22 protein-coding genes are annotated in these 26482 nt (G+C 55.6%); 3 read left to right on the forward strand and 19 right to left on the reverse strand.

The features are described from left to right. Positions 1 to 370: 370 nt before the first annotated feature. Both ML541_RS08630 and malQ read right to left on the reverse strand, forming a co-directional pair. Positions 371 to 1657, reverse strand: a complete 1287-nt coding sequence (locus tag ML541_RS08630; RefSeq protein WP_243372331.1) for an O-acetylhomoserine aminocarboxypropyltransferase/cysteine synthase — start codon at positions 1655 to 1657, stop codon at positions 371 to 373. A gap of 87 nt (positions 1658 to 1744) precedes the next feature. Beyond that, the gene (malQ, locus tag ML541_RS08635) at positions 1745 to 3241 is read right to left on the reverse strand and encodes a 4-alpha-glucanotransferase (RefSeq protein ID WP_243372333.1); all 1497 of its coding nucleotides are present in this window, start codon (positions 3239 to 3241) and stop codon (positions 1745 to 1747) included. Positions 3242 to 3359: 118 nt separating this feature from the next. Here malQ and ML541_RS08640 point away from each other — a divergent pair, with 118 nt between their 5' ends. Continuing rightward, complete coding sequence (locus ML541_RS08640; RefSeq protein WP_243372334.1) at positions 3360 to 3524, forward strand: hypothetical protein; 165 nt, start codon at positions 3360 to 3362, stop codon at positions 3522 to 3524. On the opposite strand, the gene ftsH is transcribed toward ML541_RS08640, so the two are convergent. The 5 genes from ftsH to ML541_RS08665 all read right to left on the reverse strand — a co-directional run bounded on the left by ftsH (position 3518) and on the right by ML541_RS08665 (position 9887). Next, positions 3518 to 5371: an ATP-dependent zinc metalloprotease FtsH gene (gene ftsH / locus ML541_RS08645; RefSeq protein WP_243372335.1), complete on the reverse strand. Its 1854-nt coding sequence runs from the start codon at positions 5369 to 5371 to the stop codon at positions 3518 to 3520. The genes ML541_RS08640 and ftsH overlap by 7 nt on opposite strands. A gap of 121 nt (positions 5372 to 5492) precedes the next feature. After that, positions 5493 to 6386 carry a CRISPR system precrRNA processing endoribonuclease RAMP protein Cas6 gene (gene cas6 / locus ML541_RS08650; protein WP_243372336.1) on the reverse strand — a complete coding sequence of 298 codons (894 nt, stop codon included), beginning with the start codon at positions 6384 to 6386 and terminating at the stop codon, positions 5493 to 5495. A gap of 135 nt (positions 6387 to 6521) precedes the next feature. After that, positions 6522 to 7280 carry a succinate dehydrogenase/fumarate reductase iron-sulfur subunit gene (locus tag ML541_RS08655; RefSeq protein WP_243372337.1) on the reverse strand — a complete coding sequence of 253 codons (759 nt, stop codon included), beginning with the start codon at positions 7278 to 7280 and terminating at the stop codon, positions 6522 to 6524. Continuing rightward, positions 7280 to 9196 (reverse strand): fumarate reductase/succinate dehydrogenase flavoprotein subunit, encoded by a 1917-nt coding sequence (locus tag ML541_RS08660; protein WP_243372338.1) that lies wholly within the window; start codon positions 9194 to 9196, stop codon positions 7280 to 7282. The genes ML541_RS08655 and ML541_RS08660 overlap by 1 nt, the downstream gene beginning before the upstream one ends. 10 nt (positions 9197 to 9206) lie before the next feature. Next, a complete protein-coding gene (locus tag ML541_RS08665) occupies positions 9207 to 9887 on the reverse strand; it encodes a succinate dehydrogenase cytochrome b subunit (RefSeq protein WP_243372339.1) in 681 nt (226 codons plus the stop codon). A 397-nt stretch (positions 9888 to 10284) separates the two neighbouring features. On the opposite strand from ML541_RS08665, the gene tgt reads away from it, so the two are divergent. Continuing rightward, positions 10285 to 11394 carry a tRNA guanosine(34) transglycosylase Tgt gene (tgt, locus tag ML541_RS08670; RefSeq protein ID WP_243372340.1) on the forward strand — a complete coding sequence of 370 codons (1110 nt, stop codon included), beginning with the start codon at positions 10285 to 10287 and terminating at the stop codon, positions 11392 to 11394. A gap of 42 nt (positions 11395 to 11436) precedes the next feature. Here tgt and ML541_RS08675 read toward each other — a convergent pair whose 3' ends face one another. Further along, positions 11437 to 11982, reverse strand: a complete 546-nt coding sequence (locus tag ML541_RS08675) for a hypothetical protein (RefSeq protein ID WP_243372341.1) — start codon at positions 11980 to 11982, stop codon at positions 11437 to 11439. A gap of 246 nt (positions 11983 to 12228) precedes the next feature. On the opposite strand from ML541_RS08675, the gene mazG reads away from it, so the two are divergent. After that, positions 12229 to 13011, forward strand: a complete 783-nt coding sequence (mazG, locus tag ML541_RS08680; protein WP_243372342.1) for a nucleoside triphosphate pyrophosphohydrolase — start codon at positions 12229 to 12231, stop codon at positions 13009 to 13011. A 285-nt stretch (positions 13012 to 13296) separates the two neighbouring features. On the opposite strand, the gene ML541_RS08685 is transcribed toward mazG, so the two are convergent. From ML541_RS08685 to ML541_RS08735, 11 genes are all read right to left on the reverse strand, one after another. Next, entirely contained in the window at positions 13297 to 13866 is a 570-nt protein-coding gene (locus ML541_RS08685) for a methylated-DNA--[protein]-cysteine S-methyltransferase (protein WP_243372343.1), read from the reverse strand. Further along, positions 13863 to 15431 (reverse strand): murein biosynthesis integral membrane protein MurJ, encoded by a 1569-nt coding sequence (gene murJ / locus ML541_RS08690; RefSeq protein WP_243372344.1) that lies wholly within the window; start codon positions 15429 to 15431, stop codon positions 13863 to 13865. The genes ML541_RS08685 and murJ overlap by 4 nt, the downstream gene beginning before the upstream one ends. A gap of 8 nt (positions 15432 to 15439) precedes the next feature. After that, entirely contained in the window at positions 15440 to 16597 is a 1158-nt protein-coding gene (locus tag ML541_RS08695) for a class II aldolase/adducin family protein (RefSeq protein ID WP_243372345.1), read from the reverse strand. Next, the gene (locus tag ML541_RS08700) at positions 16594 to 18333 is read right to left on the reverse strand and encodes an aldehyde ferredoxin oxidoreductase family protein (RefSeq protein WP_243372346.1); all 1740 of its coding nucleotides are present in this window, start codon (positions 18331 to 18333) and stop codon (positions 16594 to 16596) included. Before ML541_RS08700 ends, ML541_RS08695 begins: the two co-directional genes overlap by 4 nt. A 79-nt stretch (positions 18334 to 18412) precedes the next feature. Continuing rightward, the gene (locus ML541_RS08705; protein WP_243372347.1) at positions 18413 to 19489 is read right to left on the reverse strand and encodes a mannose-1-phosphate guanylyltransferase; all 1077 of its coding nucleotides are present in this window, start codon (positions 19487 to 19489) and stop codon (positions 18413 to 18415) included. A gap of 88 nt (positions 19490 to 19577) precedes the next feature. Next, positions 19578 to 20717, reverse strand: a complete 1140-nt coding sequence (locus tag ML541_RS08710; protein ID WP_243372348.1) for a Na+/H+ antiporter NhaA — start codon at positions 20715 to 20717, stop codon at positions 19578 to 19580. 38 nt (positions 20718 to 20755) lie between these two features. After that, positions 20756 to 21121, reverse strand: coding sequence for a cupin domain-containing protein (locus ML541_RS08715; protein ID WP_243372350.1), 366 nt, complete (start codon positions 21119 to 21121; stop codon positions 20756 to 20758). Beyond that, the gene (gene rfbD / locus ML541_RS08720) at positions 21121 to 21951 is read right to left on the reverse strand and encodes a dTDP-4-dehydrorhamnose reductase (protein WP_243372352.1); all 831 of its coding nucleotides are present in this window, start codon (positions 21949 to 21951) and stop codon (positions 21121 to 21123) included. Before rfbD ends, ML541_RS08715 begins: the two co-directional genes overlap by 1 nt. Continuing rightward, positions 21951 to 23024 (reverse strand): dTDP-glucose 4,6-dehydratase, encoded by a 1074-nt coding sequence (gene rfbB / locus ML541_RS08725; protein ID WP_243372353.1) that lies wholly within the window; start codon positions 23022 to 23024, stop codon positions 21951 to 21953. The genes rfbD and rfbB overlap by 1 nt, the downstream gene beginning before the upstream one ends. Before the next feature lie 44 nt (positions 23025 to 23068). Next, the gene (gene lptD / locus ML541_RS08730) at positions 23069 to 25123 is read right to left on the reverse strand and encodes an LPS assembly protein LptD (RefSeq protein ID WP_243372354.1); all 2055 of its coding nucleotides are present in this window, start codon (positions 25121 to 25123) and stop codon (positions 23069 to 23071) included. A 48-nt stretch (positions 25124 to 25171) separates the two neighbouring features. Then, positions 25172 to 26431, reverse strand: a complete 1260-nt coding sequence (locus ML541_RS08735) for a folylpolyglutamate synthase/dihydrofolate synthase family protein (RefSeq protein WP_347710795.1) — start codon at positions 26429 to 26431, stop codon at positions 25172 to 25174. Positions 26432 to 26482: the final 51 nt, after the last annotated feature.

Consider the following 26482-nt stretch of genomic DNA (forward strand, 5'->3'; position numbering starts at 1 on the left):
CAAACTACCAAACTTATTTCCGACTGTCAACAACTTTTTTTACTTCTTTTTTCTTTCAACCTTCTCCGCTCTCGCGGCGAAGTCCAATCTTATATCCTAACTGCTTTTCCCTGTCAAACTATTTTTTCCACCGGCCAATCTTTTTTTCCACTCAATCTACCGGCCCCGTTCAACAGGAGGACGGTTATAGCAGATCGGTTTTGCCCGGTCAACGTTTTTACGATTATTATATCTTAAGGTTCTACGTTTGCTGAAATGGCTCTTCCTACCTTTGCGCTCGCAAGGCCTTAAAGCGATCGAGGCTCAGAATCATCTTGATTCTGAGCCTCGATTGACGCACATGGCAAGCAATTGCAGTCTGACAGAAACGTTAGGATTGGGAAGCCAGGAGCGCCTGTTCCAAGTCCGCGATCAGGTCATTTGCATCTTCGATACCCACCGAGAGACGGATAAAATCCGGCGTGACACCGCTGGCGATTTGCTCCGCTTCGGAAAGCTGCTGGTGAGTTGTAGATGCCGGATGTATGACGAGGGATTTTGCATCCCCAATATTGGCCAGGTGAGAAAGGAGCTTTACGTTGTCGATGAATTTTTTCCCTGCTTCAACCCCACCCTTGATGCCAAAGCCGATAATAGCACCGGCACCTTTCACAAGATACTTGTTCGCTCGCCCGTGATCCTGATGTGAGGCTAGCCCTGGGTAATTCACCCATGCCACATTTGGGTTCTTTTCCAGCCACTCGGCAATCTTCTGGGCATTCTCCACGTGCCGCGGCATGCGTACATGCAATGTTTCAAGCCCCTGGAGAAATTGAAATGCATTAAAGGGAGAAAGGGCGGCACCCATATCCCGGAGGAGCGTCACCCTCATTTTCAATATATATGCGAGGTTTCCCAGCGCCTCCCAGTATTTCAGTCCATGGTAGGATGGATCCGGCTCGGTCAATTCGGGGAATTTTCCGTTGTTCCAGGGGAATTTGCCGCTGTCGACAATGCAGCCGCCGATGCTCGTACCATGACCGCAGATGAATTTGGTCAGAGAGTAGACAGCAATATCCGCCCCATGATCGAACGGCTTGAATAAGTACGGAGTAGTCACAGTGTTATCGATAATGAAGGGAATCCCCGCAGCATGTGCTATGGTGGCAATGGCCTCGAAGTCGTCCACGTTGTTCTTGGGGTTACCTACCGATTCCGTGTAGACCAGGCGCGTTTTTTTATCGATGGCACGGCGCACGTTCTCCGGATCCGAAGAGTCCACGAACTTCACCGTAATGCCGAGCTTTTTTAAGGTGTAATGAAAGAGATTATACGTCCCACCGTATAGATAGTTGGTCGAGACGATATTTTCTCCGGCCTGGGTTATGTTGAGCACAGCATAGGTAATTGCCGCCTGCCCCGAGGCTACGGCCAGGGCGCCGACGCCACCATCCAGCTGGGCCATCCGCTGCTCCAGCACATCAGTGGTTGGATTCATGATCCTGGTGTAGATATTGCCAGGTTCTTTCAGGCCAAAGAGATTGGCGGCATGCTCGGAGCTATTGAATACATAAGATGAAGTCTGATAAATGGGAACCGCCCGGGACAGGGTTGCCGAATCGGGCTTCTGTCCGGCATGGAGGGTAAGCGTATCGAAGTTAAACTTGGTTTCAGGCATTTTCATTCCCCCTTGGTTAATATCACACATTTTTACCATAAAAAGTGTAAACAATAGCAGCAATTTTTAAGCTTATCAGCAATCTCTTTAGTGCAGATTAATCGGCCCCCGTCCATATAACTCCGTCAAAGCCTTGAGCCGCTTCGCCACAGCATCATTCAGCATATCCGAAGACAACCGCCATGACCAGTTTCCTCCAGCCACCCCGGGAATATTCATGCGGGCATCACTGCCCAGACCGAGCACGTCTTGAAGTGGAAAAACAGCCAAGACTGCCACGGAAGCCAGCGTGGCTCGTACAAAATCCCAGCTGATATTATCAGCCCCAATATTAAGATAGGCGAGGATATCCTGTTTTCCCTTCTCTTTAAGTGTGGCAAACCAGCCGGCAGTGGTGTCGTTGTCATGGGTACCAGTATAGACAACGCAGTTCTGCACATGATTGTGGGGAAGATAGGGATTCGCTGGACCTGAACCGAAGGCGAACTGTAGTATTTTCATGCCGGGGAAACCGAACTTATCCCGAAGCGCCTCAACCTCCGGCGTTATGACCCCCAAGTCTTCGGCTATGAGCGCCACATTTCCCAATTGGCTCTTCAACGCATTGAAGATTGCCTCCCCAGGTCCGGGCACCCAACGGCCGTTCATGGCCGTCTTTTCCCCGGCGGGGACTTCCCAGTAGGCCTCGAAGCCACGGAAGTGGTCAATCCTGACCCTGTCGTACAGAGATAAGTCGTTCCGTACCCGGGCCACCCACCAACTGAAGTCCTCGTCAGCAATCCGTTGCCAATTGTAGAGGGGATTACCCCACAACTGGCCGGTTTTGCTGAAGTAATCCGGAGGGACCCCCGCCACAACCGTCGGCCTCCCCTTTTCGTCCAGGTGAAACAGGTGCGGGTTTGCCCAGACGTCAGTCGAATCGAAGGCGACGAAAATAGGCATATCGCCGATGACCTCAATACCCTTGCTGTTGGCGTATCCTTTGAGACGTTGCCACTGGCGGGAAAACTGCCACTGCATGTACTTTTGCTCGCCGATGGCGCTTCCGAGCTTTTCCGAATATGCAGCCATGGATTCGGACCTGCGCAGAGCGATGTCTTCCGGCCAGTCGCACCAGCTTTTGCCGGGAAAGTGCTCTTTAAGCGCCATGAACAGTGCGTAGTCGTGTAGCCAGAAGGTCGTGTCGCAGAAATGCCAGAATTCTTCCATGCGCTGCCGATCTGCTGCGGCGAAAAAGTTGCCGGCAGCCTTTCGGAGCAGAGCGGTTTTGTATGGTTGCACGAGGCCGTAGTCTACGCGCCCGGACGGCAGGTCGATCTTCAGGTCCCCGGGGCCCACATCACCATCATCGGCCAGCGTTTCCAGTGAGATCAGCAGCGGATTTCCGGCAAAGGCAGAGTAGCAGGAATAGGGTGAATTACCATAGGCCGTCGGTCCCAAGGGTAATATCTGCCAGAGAGTCTGTCCTGCATGGTGGAGGAAATCGACGAATGCGTAAGCTTCCGCCCCGAAGGCACCGATCCCCCCCGGCCCCGGAAATGAAGAGGGATGAAGCAGAATGCCGCTTTTTCTTGTCCGGTACATTTATACTGCCCCTTGTGTTAATTGAATTGGTGTCAACTATGACACAAAGCTGCTATAATGCAAACTTCACAGTAAGACCAAGCCTTGACACCAATGATTGTGAAAGGATTTGTAAAACATGGAGACGGTCAAGACAGCATTGTTCGAAACTCTGATGGAAAGCGCGGTTCCGAACGAATCAGGCGGGTTCACCTTCACCCTGGAAGGGAAAAGCTATAAGATCAAGGATACCCTGGAAATATCCAAGATAGCCCAGGATCACGGCTATATCATCATCTACTGAACAGACCCGAGGAGTTGGTCTACCTGGTGTCCATCAAGAGATTCCGCCTCAAGTAGCGCATCGGCCAGGACCTCCAGCTTTTTTATGTTGGCGGAAACCAGCTCCTCGGCCTTCAATTCAGCCTCCCTAATTATGGCAGCTATCTCCTGATCTATAAGCCAAGCCATCTGTTCCGAAAAGGATTTCTCCTCCGCCAGTTTGCGCCCCAGAAAGGGGTGCTCTTCCCCACGGCTGTAGATCACGGCACCGATCTTTTCGCTCATGCCCCACTGGCAGACCATCTTTTCCGCAAGCTGGGTCACTACTTTCAAGTCGCTCTGGGCACCGGTCGAGAGATCATCGAAGACAAGCCGCTCGGCCACCCGCCCCCCCAAGGCGACGCAGAGCCTGTTGGTCAGATAGGTTTTCGGATAGTGATAGCGATCATCCTCGGGCAGTTGCTGGGTTAGCCCCAGGGCCATACCGTGGGGAACGATCGTCACCTTGTGTACCGGGTCGGTTCCCGGGAGAAGCTTCGCCACCAGGGTGTGCCCCGCTTCATGATAGGCGGTGATCCGCTTCTCGTGCTCCGACATGACGAGCTTCCGCTCCCCCCCCATGAGGATCTTGTCCTTGGCTCTTTCCAGGTCATCCATGGTAACGGTCTTCCAATTCCGCCGAGCCGCCTGGATCGCCCCTTCATTGATGAGATTTTCCAGATCGGCCCCTGTCATGCCGGGGGTACCCCGGGCGATAATGGAAAGATCCACTTGGGGATCCAGCCTGACCTTTCGCGCATGGACCTTCAGAATCTGCTCCCGGTCGCGCAGGTCGGGGCGGTCTATGACCACATGGCGGTCAAAGCGCCCGGGCCTGAGCAGGGCAGGGTCCAGCACGTCGGGACGGTTGGTCGCAGCGATAACAATTACCTCTTCGTGGGGATCGAAACCGTCCATTTCCGAAAGGAGCTGGTTCAGCGTCTGCTCCCGCTCATCATGCCCACCGCCGAAGCCGGCGCCACGGCTTCGCCCCACCGCATCCAGTTCATCGATGAAAATGATGCTCGGCGCCGCCTTTTTTGCATTGCTGAAGAGATCACGCACCCGGCTGGCCCCGACCCCAACGAACATCTCGATGAATTGGGAAGCAGAAATGCTGAAAAAGGCAACGCCTGCCTCCCCCGCCACGGCCCTCGCCAGTAGGGTCTTGCCCGTACCTGGAGGTCCGACGAGAAGGATGCCCTTTGGAACCTTGCCGCCGATGTCCTGGAACAGTTTCGGATTCTTCAGGTAGTCAACCATCTCCTTCAATTCCTGTTTGCTGTTTTCCATGCCGGCCACGTCGTCAAAGGTGACATTGATCCGTTCACCGCTCACATACATCCTGGCACCTGATCGGGCAAAGCCCCCCATCATGGTTCCAGGCCCCTGCCCCTTGACCCCCCGCATCATCAGCCACCAAATCCCGATAATCAGGAGCCACGGGAGAATATAGATGACGACGCTGGCAAAAGAAGATGTCTCAGTCGAAACTGCTGTAACGTCAACCTTCTTTGAGGCAAGCTCAGGCATAAGCGTCGGATCGGTAACGGACGGCAAGACTGTGGTAAAGGCCGAAGCCTGGCGCGTCACCTCTTTTCCCTGGACCTTCTCCACCACGTTCGTTTTGTTGCGGAAAGTTCCCCTGACATTGGAGCCTTTTACAGTGACGCTCTTGATGTTGTCGGCCGCCAGTTCCGCTCTGAAGCGGCTGTAAGAAATGCTATACTCCTGCGTAGTTCCCTGAGTGGAAAAAAGATTGTAGAAAATGTTGAAGAACACCACCAAGGCCAGCATCAGTACTACCGGTTTCCACACAGAAGGCCCCATGTAATACTCCTTGCATTTTCAGTCTACCCGATGATGTTTAGATCGACATTTCGGGCGCTAATTAACAGCTTACCCAGTACTGGCGGTTTTACAAGCAAAACCTGCCTGCCAGACGCGGGTTTCAATCGAGCAGGTACTGTCCGTGGCCGAAGGAAGCGCTTTTCCCCAGGTTAAAATACTGACCGAGCAGCAAAAACGGGTAAAAGCTATCCAATCCCCCTGAAAAGACCACCCTGCCGATGATGCCGCCGAGCCTCCACGCCGCTGGACCATCCTCCCATTCGGCCCAGGCAAGGTTCGATTCTAGGGTTGCGACCAGACAGCTTCGTTCTGCCAGCAATTTAAAATCGCAGTCCATTTCGTCACCACCATAATAGTAGACAAGGGAGGAGACCCTTCTGAACAGAGCCCTGATGAATGTGGAAAACGAAAGCTCGTGCAGGGGATGACCCTGACGCAGCAACAGCAGCGGGGTTATGAAACGCACCAGAACGCATTCGGAAACCTGTCGGCTCCTGCTAATTTCTTCTGCCGAGAAGAGAAACAGGTGATCCTGATGCATTTCCCCCCGATGCTCCATGAGCAGATAGCGGTTCCCCTGGTAGTCCACCGATTCCGCTTTCACCGGGACGGCAAAATCAACACAGGCAGCGGAAAAGGCCTCTATGAAATGCCTGTAATGCTCAGCGGCAGGACCGATCAGCACCATTTCCAGTTCGAAGGATGTCCCTCTGTTGGAGGAAGGATGTATAATGGGAAAATGAAAAACAAAGGGAAAGGAAGGTTTCTGATATCTTTTCAGGGCAGCAGGATCGACAGCCAAAGACTGGGATAAAATCCGATCGTACAGGCAATCTTCGCCATTACGGCAGCCGCTGCAGCTTGATCTACCACAGTCGATACTCCGCCGGAAGGCGCTATCAAAGCGATTCTTCAGGTTAAAGAAGATATACGGCGAGCGAACATTTTTTTGCAGCCGCAGGGTAAGGATTATTTTTGCAAATGTCAAAGCCATGGTTGCACCTGTCTTTTGTGGTTTGCATCCAAAACAGCGCATCCTCCGAAAAATTGTCAATCTTAACCATTGGTTTAAATGCAAAAAGGGCGGATCCCGAGGGGTCCGCCCTTTTTTTTGGTAAACCGATACTTGCTACTTGAACTGGGCTTTCAGATATTCCCTGTTCAGCCGTGCGATGAATTTCACATCGATGCCCTTAGGGCAGGCAGCCTGGCACTCGTAGTGATTGGAGCAGTTGCCGAAACCACATGCCTGCATGGTCTCAACCATGTTCTTAACGCGGGCAGCAGCTTCAACCTGGCCCTGTGGCAGGGCAGCCAACTGGGCCACTTTGGCTGAGGTAAAGAGCATTGCCGAGCTGTTGGGGCAGGCGGCAGCGCAGGCGCCGCAGCCGATGCACTCGGCAGCGTCCATGGCGTAATCCGCATCCTGCTTGGGAATGGGAAGCGTATTGCCGTCGGGTACGCCGCCGGTGTGACATGAGGTATAACCACCAGCCTGGATGATGGTGTCGTAAGCGCTACGGTCAACAACCAGGTCCTTGATGATCGGGAATGCAGTAGCACGCCACGGTTCAATGAAGATGGTATCGCCGTCCTTGAATTTACGCATGTGCAACTGACAAACGGTGGTCCGCTCCTGGCCGCCATGGGGCACGCCGTTGATCACCTGGGAGCACATGCCGCAGATACCTTCGCGACAGTCGTGATCGAAGACGATCGGCTCTTTGCCTGACTTGATCAGGTCTTCGTTGACCACGTCGATCATCTCCAGGAAAGAGTGGTGTTCGGTTATTCCTTTGGCGGTGTAGGTTTCGAACTTCCCGGGGTCGTTGGGCCCCTTCTGCCGCCAGACATTGAGAGTCAGAGTCATGGTTTTGTGTTCGCTCATTATTTATAACTCCTTACCGCAAGATGTACGTTCTCGAACTTGAGTGGCTCCTTGTGCAACTCAGGAGTCTTGCCGTCCCCTTTGTATTCCCAGGCGCCGACATAGCAGTAGTTCTCGTCGTCACGCTGTGCCTCACCGTCCGAGGTCTGGAATTCAGTCCGGAAGTGGCCACCGCAGGACTCGTTGCGGTGGTGAGCGTCACGGCAGAGCAGTTCGCCGAATTCGAGGAAATCGGCAGTGCGGCCTGCATTCTCCAGATCCTGGTTCAGGTCAGCACCGGTACCGGTAACCTTGACGTTTTTCCAGAATTCTTCGCGCAGCGCCGGGATCTTCTTGAGGTTTTCTTCGAGAGATTCCTTGGAGCGGGCCATGCCACAGTTTTCCCACATGAGGGAACCAAGCTCGCGCATGAACTCGGAAACCGTCTTCTTGCCGTTGACGGACAGAAGCTTCTTGGAGTAGTTCTGCACCTCTTCGATGGACTTCTTGAATTCGGCATTGTCGGTGGTGATGCCGGAAGGCTTGACTGTCGCTAAATAGCCACCGATGGTGTAAGGAATGACGAAGTAACCATCAGCCAGACCTTGCATGAGAGCGGAAGCACCGAGGCGGTTTGCTCCGTGAACGGAGAAGTTTGCCTCACCCAGGACGAAGAGGCCGGGGATGTTACTCATGAGGTTGTAGTCTACCCAGAGACCACCCATGGAGTAGTGGGGAGCCGGATACATACGCATCGGCCGCTTGTAAGCGTTCTCATCGGTGATCTTTTCGTACATCTCGAAGAGGTTGCCGTAACGCTCCTTGATGGTGTGCTCGCCAACACGCTTGATAGCGGAGGAGAAATCCAGGTAGACACCGCGGCCGCCTGGACCGACGCCACGGCCGTCGTCGCACTGTTCCTTTGCAGCACGGGAGGCGATATCACGGGGAGCGAGGTTACCGAAGGAAGGATATTTACGCTCCAGGTAGTAATCGCGATCCTCTTCGGCAATTTCGTTCGGATGTTTGCCAAGGTCTTCCTTCTTCTTCGGAACCCAGCAACGGCCGTCGTTACGGAGCGACTCGGACATGAGAGTCAGTTTGGACTGGTAATCGCCCGCCTGGGGAATACAGGTGGGGTGGATCTGGGTGTAGCAGGGGTTGGCAAAGAATGCCCCTTTTTTGTATGCTTTCCAGTTTGCCGTGACTGAACAGCCCATGGCATTGGTGGAAAGATAGAAGACGTTGACATAACCGCCGGTGGCGAGACAGACGGCATCGGCAGCATAGGACTCAAGCTCGCCAGAAATCAGGTTGCGGCAGGTGATGCCCTTGGCAACGCCATCGACCACAACCAGGTCCAGCATCTCGCGACGGGTAAACATTTTCACCGTGCCCGCCTTGATCTGGCGGGAAAGGGCTGAGTAAGCGCCGAGAAGGAGCTGCTGGCCCGTTTGGCCACGGGCATAGAAGGTACGGGAAACCTGCGCGCCACCGAAGGAACGGTTATCCAGGTAGCCGGCGTAGTCGCGGGCAAAAGGTACGCCCTGGGCAACACACTGGTCGATGATGTTGTTGGAAACCTGGGCCAGACGCCAGACGTCTGCCTCACGGGCACGGAAATCGCCCCCCTTGATGGTGTCGTAAAAGAGACGATAGATGGAGTCGCCGTCGTTGGGGTATGCCTTGGCGGCGTTGATACCACCCTGGGCAGCGATGGAGTGTGCCCGACGCGGTGAATCCTGGTAGCAGAAAGCCTGAACGTTGTAACCCAGCTCGCCGAGAGTAGCTGCGGCAGCACCACCGGCAAGACCGGTACCGACTACAATGATGTTGTATTTTCTCTTGTTGGCGGGGTTGACCAGCTTCAGATCAAAGCGGTGCTTGTCCCATGTTTTTTCAATCGGTCCTTGCGGACATTTTCCGTCGAGTATCACTATGAACCCCCTAAAGTTTCAATAATCCGGTTATGATGACCAGTGGAATGGAAACGTACCCAACGAGCAGAAGGCCGGATACGACCTTGCCGACAGCGCCGAAGCAAGGACGGGTCTTGTCGTTGTTCCAGCCCATGGTCTGCAAGAAGCTCTGAATGCCGTGGCTGAGATGAAGGAACAGCATGACCATGGCAGCAGCATAGATAACGGCGATGAGCCCTTTCTGAAAGCTAAGCACGACCATCTTGAACACGTCAGGTCTCTGCAGTGCATCGAAATTGGCAGCCACTCCGGCAGAGATCTCCGGATTGGTAATATGAAGGGTAAAATGGGCCAAGTGGTAAAGAACAAAGAGAGCGATGAGCAGGCCGGTCCAGATCATGGTCTTGGAGGCGAAGGTCGCCTTCAGGTGCTTCTGCACCGCATAGCTCTTGGTGTTTGCCTTGTTGTTCTCCAAGGTTACCTGGATACCGTAAATGATGTGTATTGCCACCCCGGTCAGCATCACCAACCTGAAAATCCAGACCAGGGGGGGGAGGTCATGAAGATGTTTGGCATATGCATTTATTCCGTCGGCACCAAGAAAAATCGATGAGTTGCCGATGAAATGGACGATGACAAAAATGATCAGTAGCTGACCAGTAATCGACATCAAAATCTTTCTTCCCACAGCGTTTTTAAAAAATTCCATAATTTAGTCCCTTTGAGTGAATTGAAAAAGAGTTACTAAGGGGTACGAGGAACCCTTTTGCCGAGATTGCAGGCTCCCTGCTTCTTGCGGCTGACGGTCGATGCCGAAAGCAAGGATAACCTATGAAGGGGGTGCGCGCCATTCTGTTCCGGTGAGCATACCTACCTCCTTCTAAAAAAATTCATAAAATCAAAAGCTTGAGCAAGTGCAACAGCTACATTAAAATATTATAATAGTTCAGAAATGTATACTGTATACTAAACGTCGTTTTATAAAAAATCAACCAAAATTATCCCCCTTTAACTGCTATTTTTTCTCTGTGACCCGTTGTCCGGTTGCATTTTAGCAGTCATTCTGTTAATTCAATTAGGTACTTAAATTCAGCGGAAGTGACTATATGACAAAATTCAAACTTATCAAAAGAGATTCGGGGACTGGTGCCCGGCGTGGACAGCTGGAAACTCCCCATGGCAGGATAGAAACTCCGATTTTCATGCCTGTCGGCACCCACGCCGCCATGAAAGCCATGACTCCCCAGCAGGTTAAGGAGACAGGCGCCCAGATCATTCTCTCCAACACCTACCACCTGCACCTGCGACCGGGCGAAAACCTGGTGGAAAAAGCAGGCGGGCTGCACCGGTTCATGGCCTGGGACGGGCCGATCCTCACCGATTCTGGCGGATTCCAAGTGTTTTCACTGCCCAACAAGCGTATAACCGATGACGGCGCGTATTTCAAGCATGAAATTACAGGGGAGGAAGTATTTCTCGACCCTGCCAAGGCCATCGCCATCCAGGAGGCCCTGGGCAGCGACATTATCATGGCTTTCGATGAGTGCATCCCCTACCCGTGCGACAAGCGCTATGCCGCCCAGTCCACCAGGAAAACCATCCGCTGGGCCGAGGCATGCAAAAAGGCCCAGACAAGGAAGGACCAGGCACTGTTCGGCATCGTTCAGGGGAGTATCTTTGAAGATCTGCGGGAGATGTGCGCCAAAGAGCTGGTGGCGATGGATTTTCCCGGTTATGCCATCGGCGGAGTTTCGGTGGGTGAAGGTCTGGAACTCCTGAAAAAAGTAGTCGGCATGACCGCACCATTCCTGCCGGAGGACAAGCCGCGCTACCTGATGGGAGTCGGGCTTCCCGAGGATATCCTGGAGAGCGTGGAACGGGGCATGGACATGTTCGATTGCGTTATCCCCACCCGCTACGCCAGAAGCGCCACCCTCTTCACCAACAGGGGAAAGATCCGCCTCACCAACAAGAATTACCGAAGGGATTTCTACCCCATCGATCCCAACTGCAGCTGCTATACCTGCCGCAATTTCACCCGCGCCTATATCCACCATCTCTTCAATGCCAACGAAGTGCTCTCGGCGATCCTTGCCAGCATCCACAATGTTCATTTTTACCTGGAAATGATGGCGGGTATTCGCAAAGCCATTGAGGAAGATTGTTTCGCACAGTACAAGCAGGAATTCCTTGCAAGTTACCTGAAAGGGAAGTAGTAATGAAAAAGCCCGTTTTCACGGGCTTTTTCATCGTGACACCTATCGCCACCGTGCCGCCAGCCCCGGTCGTCCTTGCACCAGCGCATCCCTTTCATCGTCATGGTGTCCCCGGTGGTCACAATCGGAATCCCGGCCGGAGTAGCGGTCCGTGTACCGCATGGGCTCTTCATTGCGGCCATGGCGATAGTACCGGATGCGCTCAAGCCTCTGTCTACGCAGTTCCCATGGGAGATCCCGGTAGCTTTGTGCGGCCCATGGCCCACGGCTGCTGCGAGCCTTAAACCAGTAACCGTCACGGAACAGGTAGTAGCTGTCCCCTATGTAGCACAGATCGTAGGGTACTCCCACGGCGACATAGAACCCCAATTGCTCTGGATAGACGAACCTGGCCCGTTCCACCGCCGGATATTCGATCGTCACCGGCAACAGTACCGGCTCCTGATAGACATACTCATCGACACTCGCTGCCCGGTACCGGTCCCCCAGATGAATATTCAGATCCACCCCCACATTCCCCGCATAAACAGTCGATCCGCTGAAAGCAACAACCATCGCTATTACCTGACTTGCCACAATTTTTTTCATATCTCTCTCCTTGTGCGATAATCGCTTCCTTGTGATCCTAAAATATCCCTGATCGACCCTTGTTTACTACGGACATCTATAGCAATCCGACCCGATGTCGGGTCGATGCGGACATTGCCGCCGACAAGATCAGTCTGAAAATCGGCCGGTTACGACTGCTATTGGAACAATCAGGAAGTAGAACTCTTGCGGCCATAATAACCGCCATGGTATGGTAGGCCGGAAAATGTGAAACGGAGAAACAAGATGAATGAAGGTAAAAAAGGCTTTGACCTGCTAATTGAGATAATGCGGAGGCTGAGGGCGCCCGGTGGTTGTCCCTGGGATGCTGAACAGACCCACGAATCCCTCAAGCGCTACCTGGTTGAAGAATGCTACGAGGTAATTGAGGCCATCGACACGAAAGATCCCGGCAACCTGAAGGAAGAACTGGGAGATCTCATGCTGCAGCCGGTTTTCCACGCAGCAATTGCCGAAGAGCACGGTGAATTCACCATTGAGGATGTGCTGGATACGGTCAACGAAAAGTTGATCCGCCGCCACCCCCATGTATTTGGTGAAGAAGTCATCAAAACCTCTGACGAACAGGTGGCAAACTGGGAACGGATCAAGAAATCAGAAAAGGGGGCAGAGCGGAAATCGGCCCTGTCCGGCATTCCTCCCCATCTCCCCGCCCTGATGAAAGCGCACAAGATCACGGAGAAAGCCGCCCGGGTTGGATTCGACTGGGAGCACACGGACCAGGTCTTTGCAAAGGTACTTGAGGAACTCAATGAATTCCAGGAGACCCTGACCGAGGGAAACCAGGAGCGGATGGAAGCCGAGCTGGGAGACCTGCTTTTCGCCATCGTCAATCTTGGAAGGTTTTTATCCCTGGATACGGAGGAAGCACTGCGTAAGACCATCAACCGTTTTATTCGGCGCTTCAGCCACATAGAAGACACCCTCCATGCAGCGGGGAGGACCTTGCAGGAAGCAAGCCTGGAAGAAATGGATATACTCTGGGAAGAGGCAAAAAGAAAGGAATAAACGGGGTAGAATCGGCAATTGTTTCGAGTTTTCAACGCTGTAACTGATTTTCCACAAAACCTGTGGATAATCTGTTAGTAACTTTGTGGACAAAACCATAAATTCATACTTTTCAAAGCCTTTCTGCAATCTGCATATTTTTTAAGCATAGTATTTACTGAAGTAAATTCAAAGGCTTAAGGGCTAGTTACTCTTTTTTTATGGTGTAAACATTCTGCTGATATTGCCGGGGCTTTTTTTGAGAAATTTATCTATCTGCATGTTTATAACTATAATTAACAAAATCTAATCCAACATTATTACCCGCCCCTTTTTATCGAAGGAAAGTCCTTCCATTTTCAGCAGCATTACCTTCGAGGCAACGCCTCCGGCAGCGGAGTAGCCGGTCATGGCGCCTGAAGCACCGACGACTCGATGACAGGGCACGATGATCGGCAACGGATTTAGGGCCATGGCAGTGCCGACCCCCCGGGCAGCACCCTTGCAGCCGAGCTCCGCAGCAACACGGGCATAAGTTCTGACGCATCCATAGGGGATGTCGCAAACAGCTTCATAGACACGCCTCTGGAAAGGGGTAAATCGACTCATGTCCAGTGCCAGCGGGAAGTCCACACGTTCCCCCGCAAAATATCGCTGCAAGAGGTCTGCAGCCCGCTCCGTCAATTCATTGCCGCACTGCGCCTCGGGATAGAGTTTTTTCAGGTGATTCAGCGTTTCTTCCTCCCCCTGTCGATCAAAAGGGAGAAAGACCTCGACAAGGCCGGCGGCACTGGCAACGACGCCACCCGCGCCAATGGGGGTACTGTACAGCGAGTAAAATGGTGCTGCATCTCTTGTCGGTTCGGGCTTGTTCATCGTTTCAAAACCTTTCGCCGCACGAGAGCGGTTGCCTCACGGGCCTCTTCGCATCGCAGCAGATGGGCGAATAGGTAGTAAAGGCCGATTCCTGCTGCGACCGCACCACCAAGGACAACGATCTTGATCGGCTTGTGCCCGTATCGTGACCAGTCCGTAAGGGTCATGAACCAATAAACGACAAGGGACATGGGAAATGACGCCACGACGGCCTTCCCCCCCGCCACTACGATGCTTTTCCCGCCGAAGGGGCCGATTTTTCTCCGCAAAAACCAGATAAGGAGCGCCATGTTTCCCAGGGCGGACAGGGTGGAGGCCAGCGCCAGGCCGCCATGCCTGAGCGGTCCCATGAGCAGCAGACTGAAGCAAAGGTTGAGAATGAAGGCGATGAAAGCGGTTGCAACCGGTGTACGGGTATCTTTCAGCGCATAAAAGGCAGGCACCAGAACCCTGACCAGGGCCACAAAGGAAAGTCCCAGGGAATAATAGAAAAGGGCGATGCCGCACTGCTCTGCCTTTGCGTAATCGAATGCCCCTCCCATGAAGAGGAGGGAAAAGATGGGGATGGAGCAGAGCATCAGGCCGGCCATGGCAGGAATGGTAATAAAAATGGTCAGTTTGAGACCGAAGGCAAGGGATTCCTTGAGGGCATCCATATCACCTGCCGCCGCCTGTCTGCTCATGGAAGGAAGCACCGCCTGGGCCACCGAAACGGTGAAGATCCCCTGGGGAAACTCGAAGAGCCGCTGGGCGTAATAAAGATAGGACACACTTCCCTGGGGCAGGTAGGATGCCAGGATTGCCCCAACCGTAATATTCAGATAATAGACGCCGACACCGAAGACGGCAGGTCCCATGAGCAAAGCGATTCGGCGCATGGCCGGGTGCCGGAAATCGAAGTGCCAGCGCAAGGGGAAACCCTTTCGGTACAATACCGGCAGTTGGAGGAGCAACTGTAGGGTTCCTCCCAAGAGGACACCTGCAGCCAGGGCGATTATAGGCACCTGAAACTGCCTGTGCAGAAACAGGGCACAGAGGATCATGGACAGGTTGAGGAATACAGTGGATATGGCGGGAGTAAAAAAGTGGCGCAAAGTGTTCAGAATACCCATGCACAGCGCCACCAGGCTGACGAAGAAAATGTAGGGAAACATCAGCCGGTTGAGGAGAATGGTCAATTCCAGTTTTGCCGGTTCTGCCTTGAAGCCGGGAAACATAAGATGGACGATCTGCGGTGAAAAAATAGTGCCGAGAAGGGTAACAGCGGCCATGACTATGGTCAGTGCCGTAAAGCAGACATTTGCCAGCTCCCGTGCCTCCACCTCCCCCTTCTGGGTGTACCATTCGGAAAAAGTCGGGACAAAGGCGGAAGTCAGCGCCCCTTCGGCAAAAAAGCGGCGCAGCATGTTGGGGATTTGGAAGGCGGCAAAAAAGGCGTCGGTGGCAAAACCGGCGCCAAAGAGCCGCGAGACGACCATGTCCCGGACCATGCCCATGATGCGAGAAAGGATGGTGGCAAAGCCGAGGACACCGGCGGCCCGGGCTATGTTTTTCTTTTCGGACATAGCTCCTTTCACCCCTCTGCCTGCAGCCGAAAATACTCATCCCGGCACCAGTTCTCCACCTGCACCATGGCCCGGAATGCTTCGCCAAAGTTGCGGCCTATGGTAAAGACGCCATGGCCGTAGACGATCGCTTTTCCAGGCGCGCCGATAACCGGCGGCACCCTTTTGGCAAGACCGCCGGCGCCGATTTCTCCAGCCACCACCGGGGTATCGCCCAGGAAGCGAACCCTGGGGCAATCCTTCCAGCAGTCCGTTATTTGGCAGCCCTGTTCCTGACAACGCATGCTCATGATCACGGAGAATTTCGGGTGACCGTGGAGTATGACTGCCGTATCGGTTGCCTCATAGATGCGCCGGTGAGCAATTAGTTCGCTGGATGCGGTAATGCCGGTAGTGGAGGAATTGTCCATGGGAACCGGATCGATGCAGCCGGCAAGCTCGTCCAGACTGGCGGCAGTCTGGGAGATGTAGATGATATCCCCGACCCGGGCAGAAATGTTGCCGAAGAAGGAATCCACCAACCCCCGTTCGACGGTGTAGCGTCCAACTCGTGTAATTTCCCCGAAGATTTCCCCGGGCGAGGTGAGCGGCGTTTCGGTAAAGCTCAGCCCATCAGGGGTCAGGGGCTGCAGCCAGTCACGGCGAAAGGCCTCGAAGATTCCGGCCTCTTCCGGTAAGAGGAAGCCCCGGTCAAGTACATCCTGCAGATATTTGACGAAGGTGGAATGGAAAATCGAGGAGTAGTTGATGTAGGCCTGCTCGATGGTGACGGCACCGCTGGCGACAATACCGAGTCCCTCGATGATGATCCCCTTGCGATTGCCGAGCATCCGGGCGATCCGGCCGACTGGGTCGCCCCCCAGTTCGTTCCGGCGCAGAAAAGGGATGTCATGCAGGAAGGTGCGGGTTTCCGTATCATTCGGAAAGATGCGCTCCTCAGATGCCGGAGCCCGGCGCACGAGCAGATCGGCAAAGGGAAGTGCCGGCCGGGCGACCACGAGACCGAGGCAATTGAGACGGGAAAGGACATCTCCCGCAAATGTTGCCAGTGCCCCGTTGCCATCGGTGATCAGCACATCGTCCTGGGCGGCAAAGGCGATCTCCCCGGCAACGGCAGAGCGGTCGGCACGGAGCTTGGCGGCATATTTGGCGATCTGGTCTCTCATGGCAGGTGCCCCAGAAAGTCCCCACCGGCAAATGTCCCCTTCTCGGTCAAACCGCGCATTCGGTAGTATTTCTGCATCTCCTCATCAAACCGCTGCCGGTCGATGGGCGCGATTTCGATGCCTTCGCCGCTGGAGCCGGGTTCACGGTAAAAGCGGGGGGGCAAGAGGTCGTCCTTTGCATCGAAGCCATTGGCGCAGTTGTAGAATCGTTCGGTCAGATAAATTCGCTCCCCTGCTTCTTTCAGGGACTGGGGCGAGTACTCTGCCCCGGTGGCCGCAGAGAGCAATTCCGCATACTCCTCGAGCGTCGCGCCAAAAAAGGAGAATTTGCAGGCGACCAGGGAATCGATGGCGGCATTGGTGTCTTCGGCAACCTTGATGATCCGTGCCTTGCCGGAGAAGGAAAAGCGGTCTGTGGGCACCGGCTTTCTCAGGATCTCATGGGAAATGGGATAGGCACGCAGGTGGCAGCCCCCCCGATTGCTGGTGCAATAGGCAAGGGCCATGCCGTAGGCGCCGCGTGGGTCGTAGGCGGGAAGTTCCAGGGACTTGACCGACATGGAGAGCTCAGGCCTCCCCATGGCCTCCGCCACCCGGCGCGAGCCGAGGGCAAGGAGCGCACCTTCCCCCTTTCCGAAAGCAATAGACTCTAAAAGCGGCGAAAGCTCATCAGCCGCCGGAAACCGGCCGCGGATCTCACCCCAGGCGGCAAGGGTCGCAGCGGCGCTGATGGTGTCCAGGCCAAGCTCATTACAGAGGGTATTCGCCTTGACGATGGCATGGAGATCGGCAATGCCGTTGAGGCCGCCGAAATGGGAAACGGTCTCGTACTCGGGAAGGTGCTCCCCTTCGGGGGTGCTCTTCTTGCACTGGATGGGGCAGCCGTAGCAGCCGTCTTTTTTTGCTCCGCAGGCCTTGCGGATGGCGGGCCCCGAATAGTTGCCTGACTGGGCAAAAAAGGTCCTGCCGAAATTTTCCGTCGGTGCCATCCGCCGCTGGCGCATCAGGTCCACCAGGGCCGGTGTTCCATATTCGCCAATTCCCAGTTCGCCGAAAATGACCGGCGATGCCCGAAAGAGGCGCATCACGTCCTGGCGGGCATGGTCGAAGCGCGCCCGATCGGCGACGGCAGCCTGCCCATCCCCGGCAACGACAATGGCTTTGAGCCGCTTGTTGCCCATCACCGCACCGAGACCACCCCTGCCGACCGAGTTCCCCTCCCCCATCATGATGTTGGCATAGAGGACGCCGTTCTCACCAGCCGGGCCGATACAGGCTGTGCTGCCCCCGGTTTTCAGCGCGGCAGCGGTTTTATGAACGCTCTGCCCCCAGAGATGATCGGCGGGCAGAAGCTCCGCCTTTTCTCCCTCTAGGGAAAGCACCGCCGGTCTGCTGCTCTGACCGGAGATGAACAGGGCATCAAGCCCTGCTGCTTTCAGCTGCCAGGCAAAACGCCCGCCGGCCGAGCAGTCGTATATGGTGCCGGTCAGCGGCGAACGGGAGACGACCGCCAGTCGTGCGGCAGTGGGGGCAGCGGTGCCGCAGAGGGGGCCGACGGCAAAGATCAGCGGCATCTGCGGGTCGAAGGGGTCCAGCCGATAATAGTCCCGCATCAGCCGAACGCCGAGCCCGCGCCCACCCAGATATACATGCAGAAAATCGGGAGGGATATCCTCGCGCCAGCAACGACCTTTCGTGAGGTCAACCTTGAGTATTTTTCCAGTCCAGCCAAACATGCAGAAAACCTGTTCTAAGTTCTATGTTCTAGGTTCTTAGCTTTAACCATCAACCACCGACCATCAACCGGCTACCGCCTCACAGGTATTCCTTAAGTCCACGCCTCTCCAGCTCCTCTACCACCTTTTTCACATCCTGTGCCCGCTCTTTGGGGCAAACGAGGAGGGCATCGGGGGTGTTGACGACGATCAGATCGCGGACACCAATCAGGGCCACCGAGCGGCTATCCCCATAGACCAGACAATCATGGGCATCGACGGAGATGACCTCTTGGGCGTTGATGACCACGTGCCCCAGTTGGTCGGCATCGGCTACCTCGGGAATGGCGCTCCAGCTTCCCACATCGCTCCAGCCGAAATCGGCCGGTATGACCTGGACGTTATCCGCCTTTTCCATTACCCCGAAATCGATGGATTCCCCGGATATTTCTCCGTAGATCGTTTCGATCTGGGGCCGCAGGTCGTTCAGTTCCCAGATGCTCTCCGAGAAAACCAGCTTCGACAGGGAAACGGCCAGGGAGGGCATGAAACTGCTGATCCCGTCAAGGATGGTGCATGCCTTCCAGAGGAACATGCCGCTGTTCCAGAAGAAGTTGCCCGCTTCCAGAAACTCCAGCGCCTTCTCCCGGTTTGGCTTCTCCACGAAGCGCTTGACCGGAAAGGGACCGTGGCCGCGCCAGGCGTTTTCGGCCTCGATATAGCCATACCCAGTCTCCGGCCTGGTGGGGGTAATGCCCAGCGTCACCAGATAGCCGTTCATGGCCGTTTCTCTGCCCTGGCTGAGAATCCGGCAGAATCCCGCCTCGTCGGTGATGTAATGGTCGGCGGGAAGGACCGCCATCACCCCATCGGGGTCGTGGTAGGCGATGATGGACGCAGCCAGGCCGATGGCCGGGGCGGTGTTGCGCCCCAAGGGCTCGGCAATGATGTCCACCGGGACCCCCTTGATATATTCCAGTTGCCGCGATGTCTCGTCGGCCTGCATGACGTTGGTCACGACCAGGATTCGTTTCGGCTTCAGCGGCAGGACCCGTTCCACGGTCCGCTGCAGCATTGATTTGCCGCCGAAGACCGACATCAGCTGTTTCGGTGTTTTTTTTCGCGAAAGGGGCCAGAAACGGGTGCCGGAGCCGCCGGCAAGAATGACGATATACATGGTGAACACTCCTTGAAGAAATGGCGTCCGACGATCCAGCTGCAAAGTCTAGGTGCTTGCCCGGGATATGTCAAGGGTAACGGGAGGACTAGGAGGGGCGCATAACCTTTGCCAGCAGCAGGGCAAGTGGAGCGGCGACAATGCTCAGCATGGCGCCCATTTTTGCGGCCCCCTGCACCGCAGGCTCGATGAAAGCCTCGCCGGCCACAAAAAGGGCAACGGTAAAGCCGATGCCAGCGATGATACCGGCCAGCAGCAGCTCCCTGCGCCCCATCCCTTTAGGCAGCCGGTAACCAACGAGATCGGCGACAGCCCCGAACAAAAAAATGCCCGTTGCTTTGCCCAAGATAAGGGAGCACAGGACAATCCAGGTGACAGATCCGACAGCGGTCAGTTCCACTCCGGCGTTGGCCAGTCCGAACATGAACAGGCCGATATCGACTACCACACGCCAGTCATGCTCGAACCGGGCCAGGGTTGTCAGGTCGCCGGGATCGTCTTCGAAGAGATGCTTTTTTTCCCTTGCTGCATGGGGAAGAAGTGGAATGATGAAGACCAGTGCCAGTGCGGGATGCAGGTGGGCGGTGAAGAGCCCGCTCCAGCTCAGCCCGCCGCCGATGATGACATAGGGCCAGTAGCTCTTGATATTGATCCAGCGGAGGATAAGCGCCAGCAGCACACCGCAGACGGTCAGGAGCAACCAGTGGGGGGCGGTCGGGAAATGCGGATCGGGATAAAAAACGGCGATGATGGCCAGGCCGATGGCATCATCGGCAACGGCAAGCAGCAGGAGAAAAGAAACGACCGGGTGGTTCTTGCCGAAAACGAGGCGGGCGGCCAGCCATGCGAAAGCGATATCAGTCGCCGTGGGAATCCCCCAGCCATGGCGCAGCTCCGGAGAGCCGATAAAGTAGTTGATGATGAAATAGACGGCAATGGGGCCAATGACGCCGCCAAGTGTTGCAAAGAGCGGATTGAGCGCCTTTTTCAGCGGGTTGAGATCTCCCCCCGGATGAAAGCTCTGAGTTATCTCCACTGCCGCAATGGCAAAGAACATCACCATGAAGAGGTCATTGGTTAGGAAATGGACGCTGAGACCTGCTATCGACGGCCCATGGATGAAGGAGTGGTAACCTTCCGGGTCGAGGTTGCTCCAGAACAGTGCTGCGACAACTCCGGCCAGAAGCGGTACCGAGAATTCACGCAGCATGTTGAGACGTTTCTTCACTGGGGTTTCCTTTTGGCAGGCAATGGAAAAGCAGAAGATCAGGGAAGCGTTTCTTCCCCGTTGTCCACACGATGATAGTCATCCTGGAGGCGGATGATGTCGTCTTCGCCCAGATACTCGCCGCTCTGGACTTCGATGATGGTCAGGGGGATGATGCCGGGATTCTCAAGCCGATGGGTGGCCCCCATGGGAATGAAAGTGGACTCATTGATGTTGATGAGCTGCTCCCTGCCGTTGCAGGTGATCTTCGCCGTTCCAGAGACGACGATCCAGTGCTCACTGCGATGGTGATGCATCTGCAGGGAGAGACGCTGACCGGGTTTCACCTCGATCCGTTTGATCTTGTAGCTCTTGTTTTCCTCAAGAACGGTGTAGGTTCCCCATGGACGTTCGCCTCGCTCCATTACAGCCTCCTCAGTTTTAGATAGTTTTTCAGTGCTTCGCGCCACGGCTGGAGTTGAAAGCCGGTGTCGCGGACCAGCTTACCGCAATCAAGGGTCGAATAGAGCGGCCGGGGGGCCGGCCGCCCCAGATCCTTCGTCGCCAAGGGGTTGACTCGCATGTCGATCCCCGATTCGGCGAAGATAGCACGGGCAAACTCGTTCCATGAGCAGAATCCGGTATTGGCAGCATGGTAGATGCCGCGGCAATCCTTTTCCACAAGCGCCCTGATGGCCAGGGCCAGATCAACGGTCCAGGTGGGGGAACCAATCTGATCGTCCACCACCGCCAGTTCCTTTTTCTCCGTGGCCAGCCGCAGCATGGTTTCGACAAAGTTCTTGCCATTTACGCCATAAAGCCATTGAGTCCTGACGATCAGGTAATCGGGATTGAAGCGGGCATTCATCTCCCCCGCCAGCTTAGATTCGCCATAGACACTCAAGGGTCCGGTCGGCTCATCCTCCAGATATGGGCTACCTTTACGTCCGTCAAAGACATAGTCGGTACTCACCTGCACCAGTTTCGCGCCAATTTCGCTGGTGGCCATGGCCAGGTGGGCAACCCCTTCGCCGTTGGCCTGCATGGCCAGATCAGGGTTCGTTTCGCAGCCGTCCACATCCGTATAGGCAGCGGCATTGATGACTATCCTCGGCCTGATGCTAAAAAGCACCTTCTGCACCGATTCCAGTGAAGTAATGTCAACATCCTCCAGATCCACGCCCCTGGCGGCGGAACCGAGCAAGGTCATCAGGTCCTGGCCGAGCATCCCCTTTGCACCGACAACGAGAATCATCAGCGCCCCCCGTACATCTTTTCGTAGTAGTCGCGGTAAGCGCCGGAGGTGACCTTCCCGACCCAGTCCTGATTGGCCAGATACCAGTCGATTGTCTCGGCAATGCCCCGCTCGAAGGTATAGGAGGGGGACCACCCCAGTTCCCGGCGCATCTTCGAGGCGTCGATGGCATATCTGCGGTCATGGCCGGGACGATCCTTGACAAAGGTGATCAGCTGTCGATTTTCCTCCGCCATACGCCCGAGCCTGCTGTCAAGCAGGTCGCAGACAAGATTGACAATGTCGATGTTCTTCCATTCGTTGTTGCCGCCGATATTATAGACCTGTCCGAGTCGGCCGGTTTTCAGCACCGTCTCGATGGCTATGGAATGATCCTTCACATGTAGCCAGTCACGTACGTTGAGCCCGTCCCCGTACACCGGGAGCGGCTTTCTGTTCATGATGTTGTGGATCATGAGCGGAATCAGCTTCTCGGGGAAATGGTAAGGCCCGTAGTTGTTGGAACAGCGCGTGTTGAGGGTGGGAAAACCGTAGGTCTCGTGGTAAGCGCGAACCAGGAGGTCGGCGCCGGTCTTGCTGGCCGAATATGGTGAGTTGGGGGCGAGGGGCGTTTCTTCGGTGAAAAAGCCGGTCTCACCCAGGGAGCCGTAGACTTCGTCGGTGGAAACCTGGAGATAACGGAATTCCGGTACAACCTTTGCCTGCCAGTGTTTGCGGCTCTCTTCCAGGAGCACCTGCGTCCCGAGGACATTGGTGCGGACGAAGATTTCGGGGCCGGTAATGGAACGATCCACGTGGGATTCGGCAGCGAAATGAACTATGGCATCGACCTTTTCCTCGGCAAGCAATCCTGCCACCAGGGAGGCATCGCAGATATCACCCTTGACAAAGCGGTAAGAGCTGTTGTTTTCCACCCCTTTCAGGTTTTCCAGGTTCCCCGCATAGGTGAGCAGGTCAAGGTTTATGACCCGGCAGCCGGGGTTGCCCGCCATGAAACTGTTGATGAAGTTGGAGCCGATGAACCCGGCGCCCCCGGTAACGAGAACGGCACGGGGTAAGAATTTATCCGCCATCATTCCTCCTCAATAAGCTCGGATATATTTAAAATAAAGCCATACTAGAACGTCTTCAGTGGCCCGAGCGCCCCCACCCCGGCCAGGGTGAAGGTCACCATGAATTCCCGGTTGTCGGGCCGGTCGCGGTAGGACAAGGTTACCCCCCAGCATTGGTGCTTGTACTCCAGGGCGTAAATAGACTCGAGAAAGTCCCCCTTGTCGAAGGAATAGCGGGTAGTGTAATTGAAAACAAAGGGTTTTACAAGACCCACGCCGATCCTGCCTTCCAGGTACTCAAGGGAATCACGGGAAAAGCGATAGCCGACCCCGAACCGGTTGCCGTTATCACCTTCGTATCCGCCGGCGAGTATCGTCGAGGAAAAGCTGCCCCGGTAGGTGTTGAAGCGGCTGTCCAGGTCAAGGGATATCCGATCCAGGGGAGACAGCCGCCCTTCCACCCGAAGATCGGTCAAGGGGCGCCCTTCGTCCACGAAGGCCAGGAGATCGCGACGCGAGCCGGATATCTGGTATCCCTGACTGAGCCGCAGGAACATAAGCTCCCGATACAGGGGAGTTCCGTCTGCCTGGACAATTTTTCCCGTGATGTAGTTGGCCAGGGACAGTCCGACCACGTTCTGCCCCACCACCCGGTCATCGTAATCGAAGAAAGGGAGCTTATCCTGGTTCCGCTGCTGAACGAAAGAGTAGGCAACCTCCGGAACCAGCAGATGGCGCACCTTGGGCATTGCATTGAGGCCGGTGTCGAATACCCGGGCAAGGCGGGTCGAGACGGCAAACTCGGCATCGGCAATACCTTTACCATGGACGGCGCTTTCTTCTCCCCCGCCGTAAGCATTGTACAGGCGCTGGCTGAACCCGGCAGAAGCCGACATATCAAGAGAACCGGCCTGAAAATAGGAGGTCAGGGTGGGATGCAGGGTGACTCGCTGTCCCTCGGTCCCCTCTTCGCGATAAAAATTGACGGCATCTGCATAAAGGGAGAAGAAAACAGGACTGCCGCCGATCTTGCGCCGGACGGTGGTAAAGGAGACAGTCGGCAGCTTCTGCAGCGTGCCCTTGTTGCTGGCAGCATCCATATTCTCCACGTAATCCAGCTCAGCCGTCAGCACATGGTCCTGCCAATGCTTTGTCAGCGCAGCTCTCGAATCCAGGTACTGCCGGTTGTATTCTCCGGCATCACTGGCAAAATCCCGGTAAAAATCACGGTCGCTGACCAGATTGATGTCGGACCTGAAGGTAAGAGTGTCGGGGGCGGTATCCACATGCCGCTCAATGAGCTCCCCCCTGAACCGTGATTGGGAGGTGTCGTAAATGCCGTAACCGGAAACGGCCCCTTCCCTCCCCCCTTCAGCCAGATAGCGGTAATCGACCCCCACCCCTACTCCCCGTCTGGTCTGGATGTCCAGATTAATGGTCGCATCCTGGCTCGGAGTCATTGCCCAGTAAAATGGGAGATCGAGGTAGAAACCTTTTTTGGTCGAATTGCCCAGGCGTGGAATGAGCAGGCCCGACTGCCGTTCGGTCTTGGCTGGAAAGACGATGTAGGGGAGATAGAGGAGCGGGATGTTCTTCACGTAGAAAAGCACGTTGCTGCCGGTAGCATATTCCTCCAGGGTAAGATCCAGGCTGCGGGCGGTGAAGTGCCAGCTGGGAGAATCGCCGTCACAGGTGGTGAAGGAACCGCGCTCCATGCGGTAGTCGGCGGTTCCCGTCTTGCTCATGAGGCTGCTGCGGATGTGGAAGTTCGGCTTCTTGAGAAAAAGGTAGCCGTTTGTCACCTCTCCCTGCTGGGTCACCGTATTCAGCCTGACCCGGTCGCCATGGAGCACATCGTCCCCTTTTTCCAGAAGGACATGGCCCTGCGCAACGGCTTCCCCCTCGTCCTCACGGAAAAGTGCCCGGTCCGACAGCAGCGTAACGCCGTCGTACCTGATGCGCACATTGCCCTCGGCTTCAAAGGACGAACTCCGTTCCCCATAGGAGAGGCTGTCAGCCGAAATATGCACCGTGCCCGAAGGTGAAACCTCGGCGGCAACGGCGGAACCAACAAAGGCAGCGAAAAGCGCGATGGTACACAAAAACGCAGAAAGCTTCATAGGGACTCTGACCGGTGAATGGGCTGGCACTTGGCTCTCGTTACTGATCTAGCCACGAAAGGGCTCGAATGGTCGGGAAAGGATGATGGAACGTGCTTCGCCCACGGTAAAAAGGGAGCCACAGACAAGGATCAGGTCCTCAGCACCCGCCATGCTGCAGGCAGTCGTCAGCCCCGCCTCGACGCTCCCCCCATCGCGGGCTGCGACACCCTGTCCGGCGCAGAATTCGGCAAGCTCACTGGAAGGAAGGGCGCGCGGCAACCGGGGAGCCACGGCAATGACCTCATGGGTAAGAGGCAGAATCGGGCCGAGAATGCCGCCCAGGTCTTTGTCTCCCATGACGCCACAGACAAGCAGCAGGCGTCTGTGAGGGATTTCCACAAGCGCCTCTGCTAACGCCCTGCCACCAGCCGGATTATGGGCGCCGTCAAGGAGGATGCGGGGGGATGAGCTAATCAGCTCCATTCGGCCCGGCCACTGAGCCTTTTCCATACCGGCAGTCATGGCCGCCGTCGGCATGGGGAAGTCTCCCTTGCCAAGGACCTCCACTGCGGCCAGCGCCGTCGCCGCATTGAATCGCTGATAGCTGCCCCGAAGCCCAATGGTCACCCCATCCAGCGAAACGGACATTCCCCGGTAGAAAAGCTTGTTCTCTCGCCATTCCCCGTGGAAATCTTCTCCGCAACAATAAAGAGGGCTGTTCAGTTCATGGCAGCGCATCCTGATTTCGGCCGCAGCGGCGGGTTCCTGGCAGGAAATCACCACCGGCCGCGAAGCCTTGACGATACCCGCCTTTTCCCTGGCAATAGCGGCAACGGACGAGCCTAGATATTCGCTGTGATCGAGGGATATGGAGGTGATGACCGAAAGAATGCCCTCCAGGGCATTGGTGGCATCGAAGGTTCCCCCCATACCGGCTTCCATGACGGCCAAATCCACCTGCTGCTCGGCGAAATGGAGGCAGGCCATGGTGGTGACCATTTCGAAGAAGGTTGTCTCCGCCGGTGCCGCCGCCATCACTTTCCGCCCCAAACGGACCACATCCTCCTCGGCAATCTCCCTGCCGTCGACACGGATCCGCTCGGTGAAGCCGATCAGGTGCGGGGAGGTAAAAAGACCGATATGATAGCCCCCCTCCCTGAGGATCGAAGCCATCATGCATGAGGTGGAGCCCTTGCCGTTGGTGCCGGCCACGTGTACGGACTTGAAGGCTGACTGGGGGTTGCCCAGGGACTGCAGCAGGGAGGAAACCCTTTCCAGTCCCGGCCTCATGCCGAAACGGCCAAGGCCGTATATGTGGTCAAGCATCTCCCGGTAAGTCATTGCAGGGCGGAATTATAGGGAAAGCAGGGTGAAAAG

The sequence above is a fragment of the Geotalea sp. SG265 genome (assembly GCF_022808985.1).
GTDB lineage: Bacteria > Desulfobacterota > Desulfuromonadia > Geobacterales > Geobacteraceae > Geotalea.

Bases quoted from the DNA above. Each gene is read 5' to 3' on its own strand.
- cas6 (WP_243372336.1), bottom strand. From the start codon at position 6,386: ATGGCTTTGACATTTGCAAAAATAATCCTTACCCTGCGGCTGCAAAAA.
- malQ (WP_243372333.1), bottom strand. From the start codon at position 3,241: ATGTACCGGACAAGAAAAAGCGGCATTCTGCTTCATCCCTCTTCATTT.
- rfbB (WP_243372353.1), bottom strand. From the start codon at position 23,024: ATGGCGGATAAATTCTTACCCCGTGCCGTTCTCGTTACCGGGGGCGCC.
- murJ (WP_243372344.1), bottom strand. From the start codon at position 15,431: ATGTCCGAAAAGAAAAACATAGCCCGGGCCGCCGGTGTCCTCGGCTTT.
- ML541_RS08675 (WP_243372341.1), bottom strand. From the start codon at position 11,982: ATGAAAAAAATTGTGGCAAGTCAGGTAATAGCGATGGTTGTTGCTTTC.
- ML541_RS08665 (WP_243372339.1), bottom strand. From the start codon at position 9,887: ATGGAATTTTTTAAAAACGCTGTGGGAAGAAAGATTTTGATGTCGATT.
- mazG (WP_243372342.1), top strand. From the start codon at position 12,229: ATGAATGAAGGTAAAAAAGGCTTTGACCTGCTAATTGAGATAATGCGG.
- ML541_RS08700 (WP_243372346.1), bottom strand. From the start codon at position 18,333: ATGTTTGGCTGGACTGGAAAAATACTCAAGGTTGACCTCACGAAAGGT.
- ML541_RS08715 (WP_243372350.1), bottom strand. From the start codon at position 21,121: ATGGAGCGAGGCGAACGTCCATGGGGAACCTACACCGTTCTTGAGGAA.
- ML541_RS08640 (WP_243372334.1), top strand. From the start codon at position 3,360: ATGGAGACGGTCAAGACAGCATTGTTCGAAACTCTGATGGAAAGCGCG.
- tgt (WP_243372340.1), top strand. From the start codon at position 10,285: ATGACAAAATTCAAACTTATCAAAAGAGATTCGGGGACTGGTGCCCGG.
- ML541_RS08705 (WP_243372347.1), bottom strand. From the start codon at position 19,489: ATGTATATCGTCATTCTTGCCGGCGGCTCCGGCACCCGTTTCTGGCCC.
- rfbD (WP_243372352.1), bottom strand. From the start codon at position 21,951: ATGATTCTCGTTGTCGGTGCAAAGGGGATGCTCGGCCAGGACCTGATG.
- ML541_RS08695 (WP_243372345.1), bottom strand. From the start codon at position 16,597: ATGAGAGACCAGATCGCCAAATATGCCGCCAAGCTCCGTGCCGACCGC.
- ML541_RS08630 (WP_243372331.1), bottom strand. From the start codon at position 1,657: ATGCCTGAAACCAAGTTTAACTTCGATACGCTTACCCTCCATGCCGGA.
- lptD (WP_243372354.1), bottom strand. From the start codon at position 25,123: ATGAAGCTTTCTGCGTTTTTGTGTACCATCGCGCTTTTCGCTGCCTTT.
- ML541_RS08685 (WP_243372343.1), bottom strand. From the start codon at position 13,866: ATGAACAAGCCCGAACCGACAAGAGATGCAGCACCATTTTACTCGCTG.
- ML541_RS08735 (WP_347710795.1), bottom strand. From the start codon at position 26,431: ATGCTTGACCACATATACGGCCTTGGCCGTTTCGGCATGAGGCCGGGA.
- ML541_RS08655 (WP_243372337.1), bottom strand. From the start codon at position 7,280: ATGAGCGAACACAAAACCATGACTCTGACTCTCAATGTCTGGCGGCAG.
- ftsH (WP_243372335.1), bottom strand. From the start codon at position 5,371: ATGGGGCCTTCTGTGTGGAAACCGGTAGTACTGATGCTGGCCTTGGTG.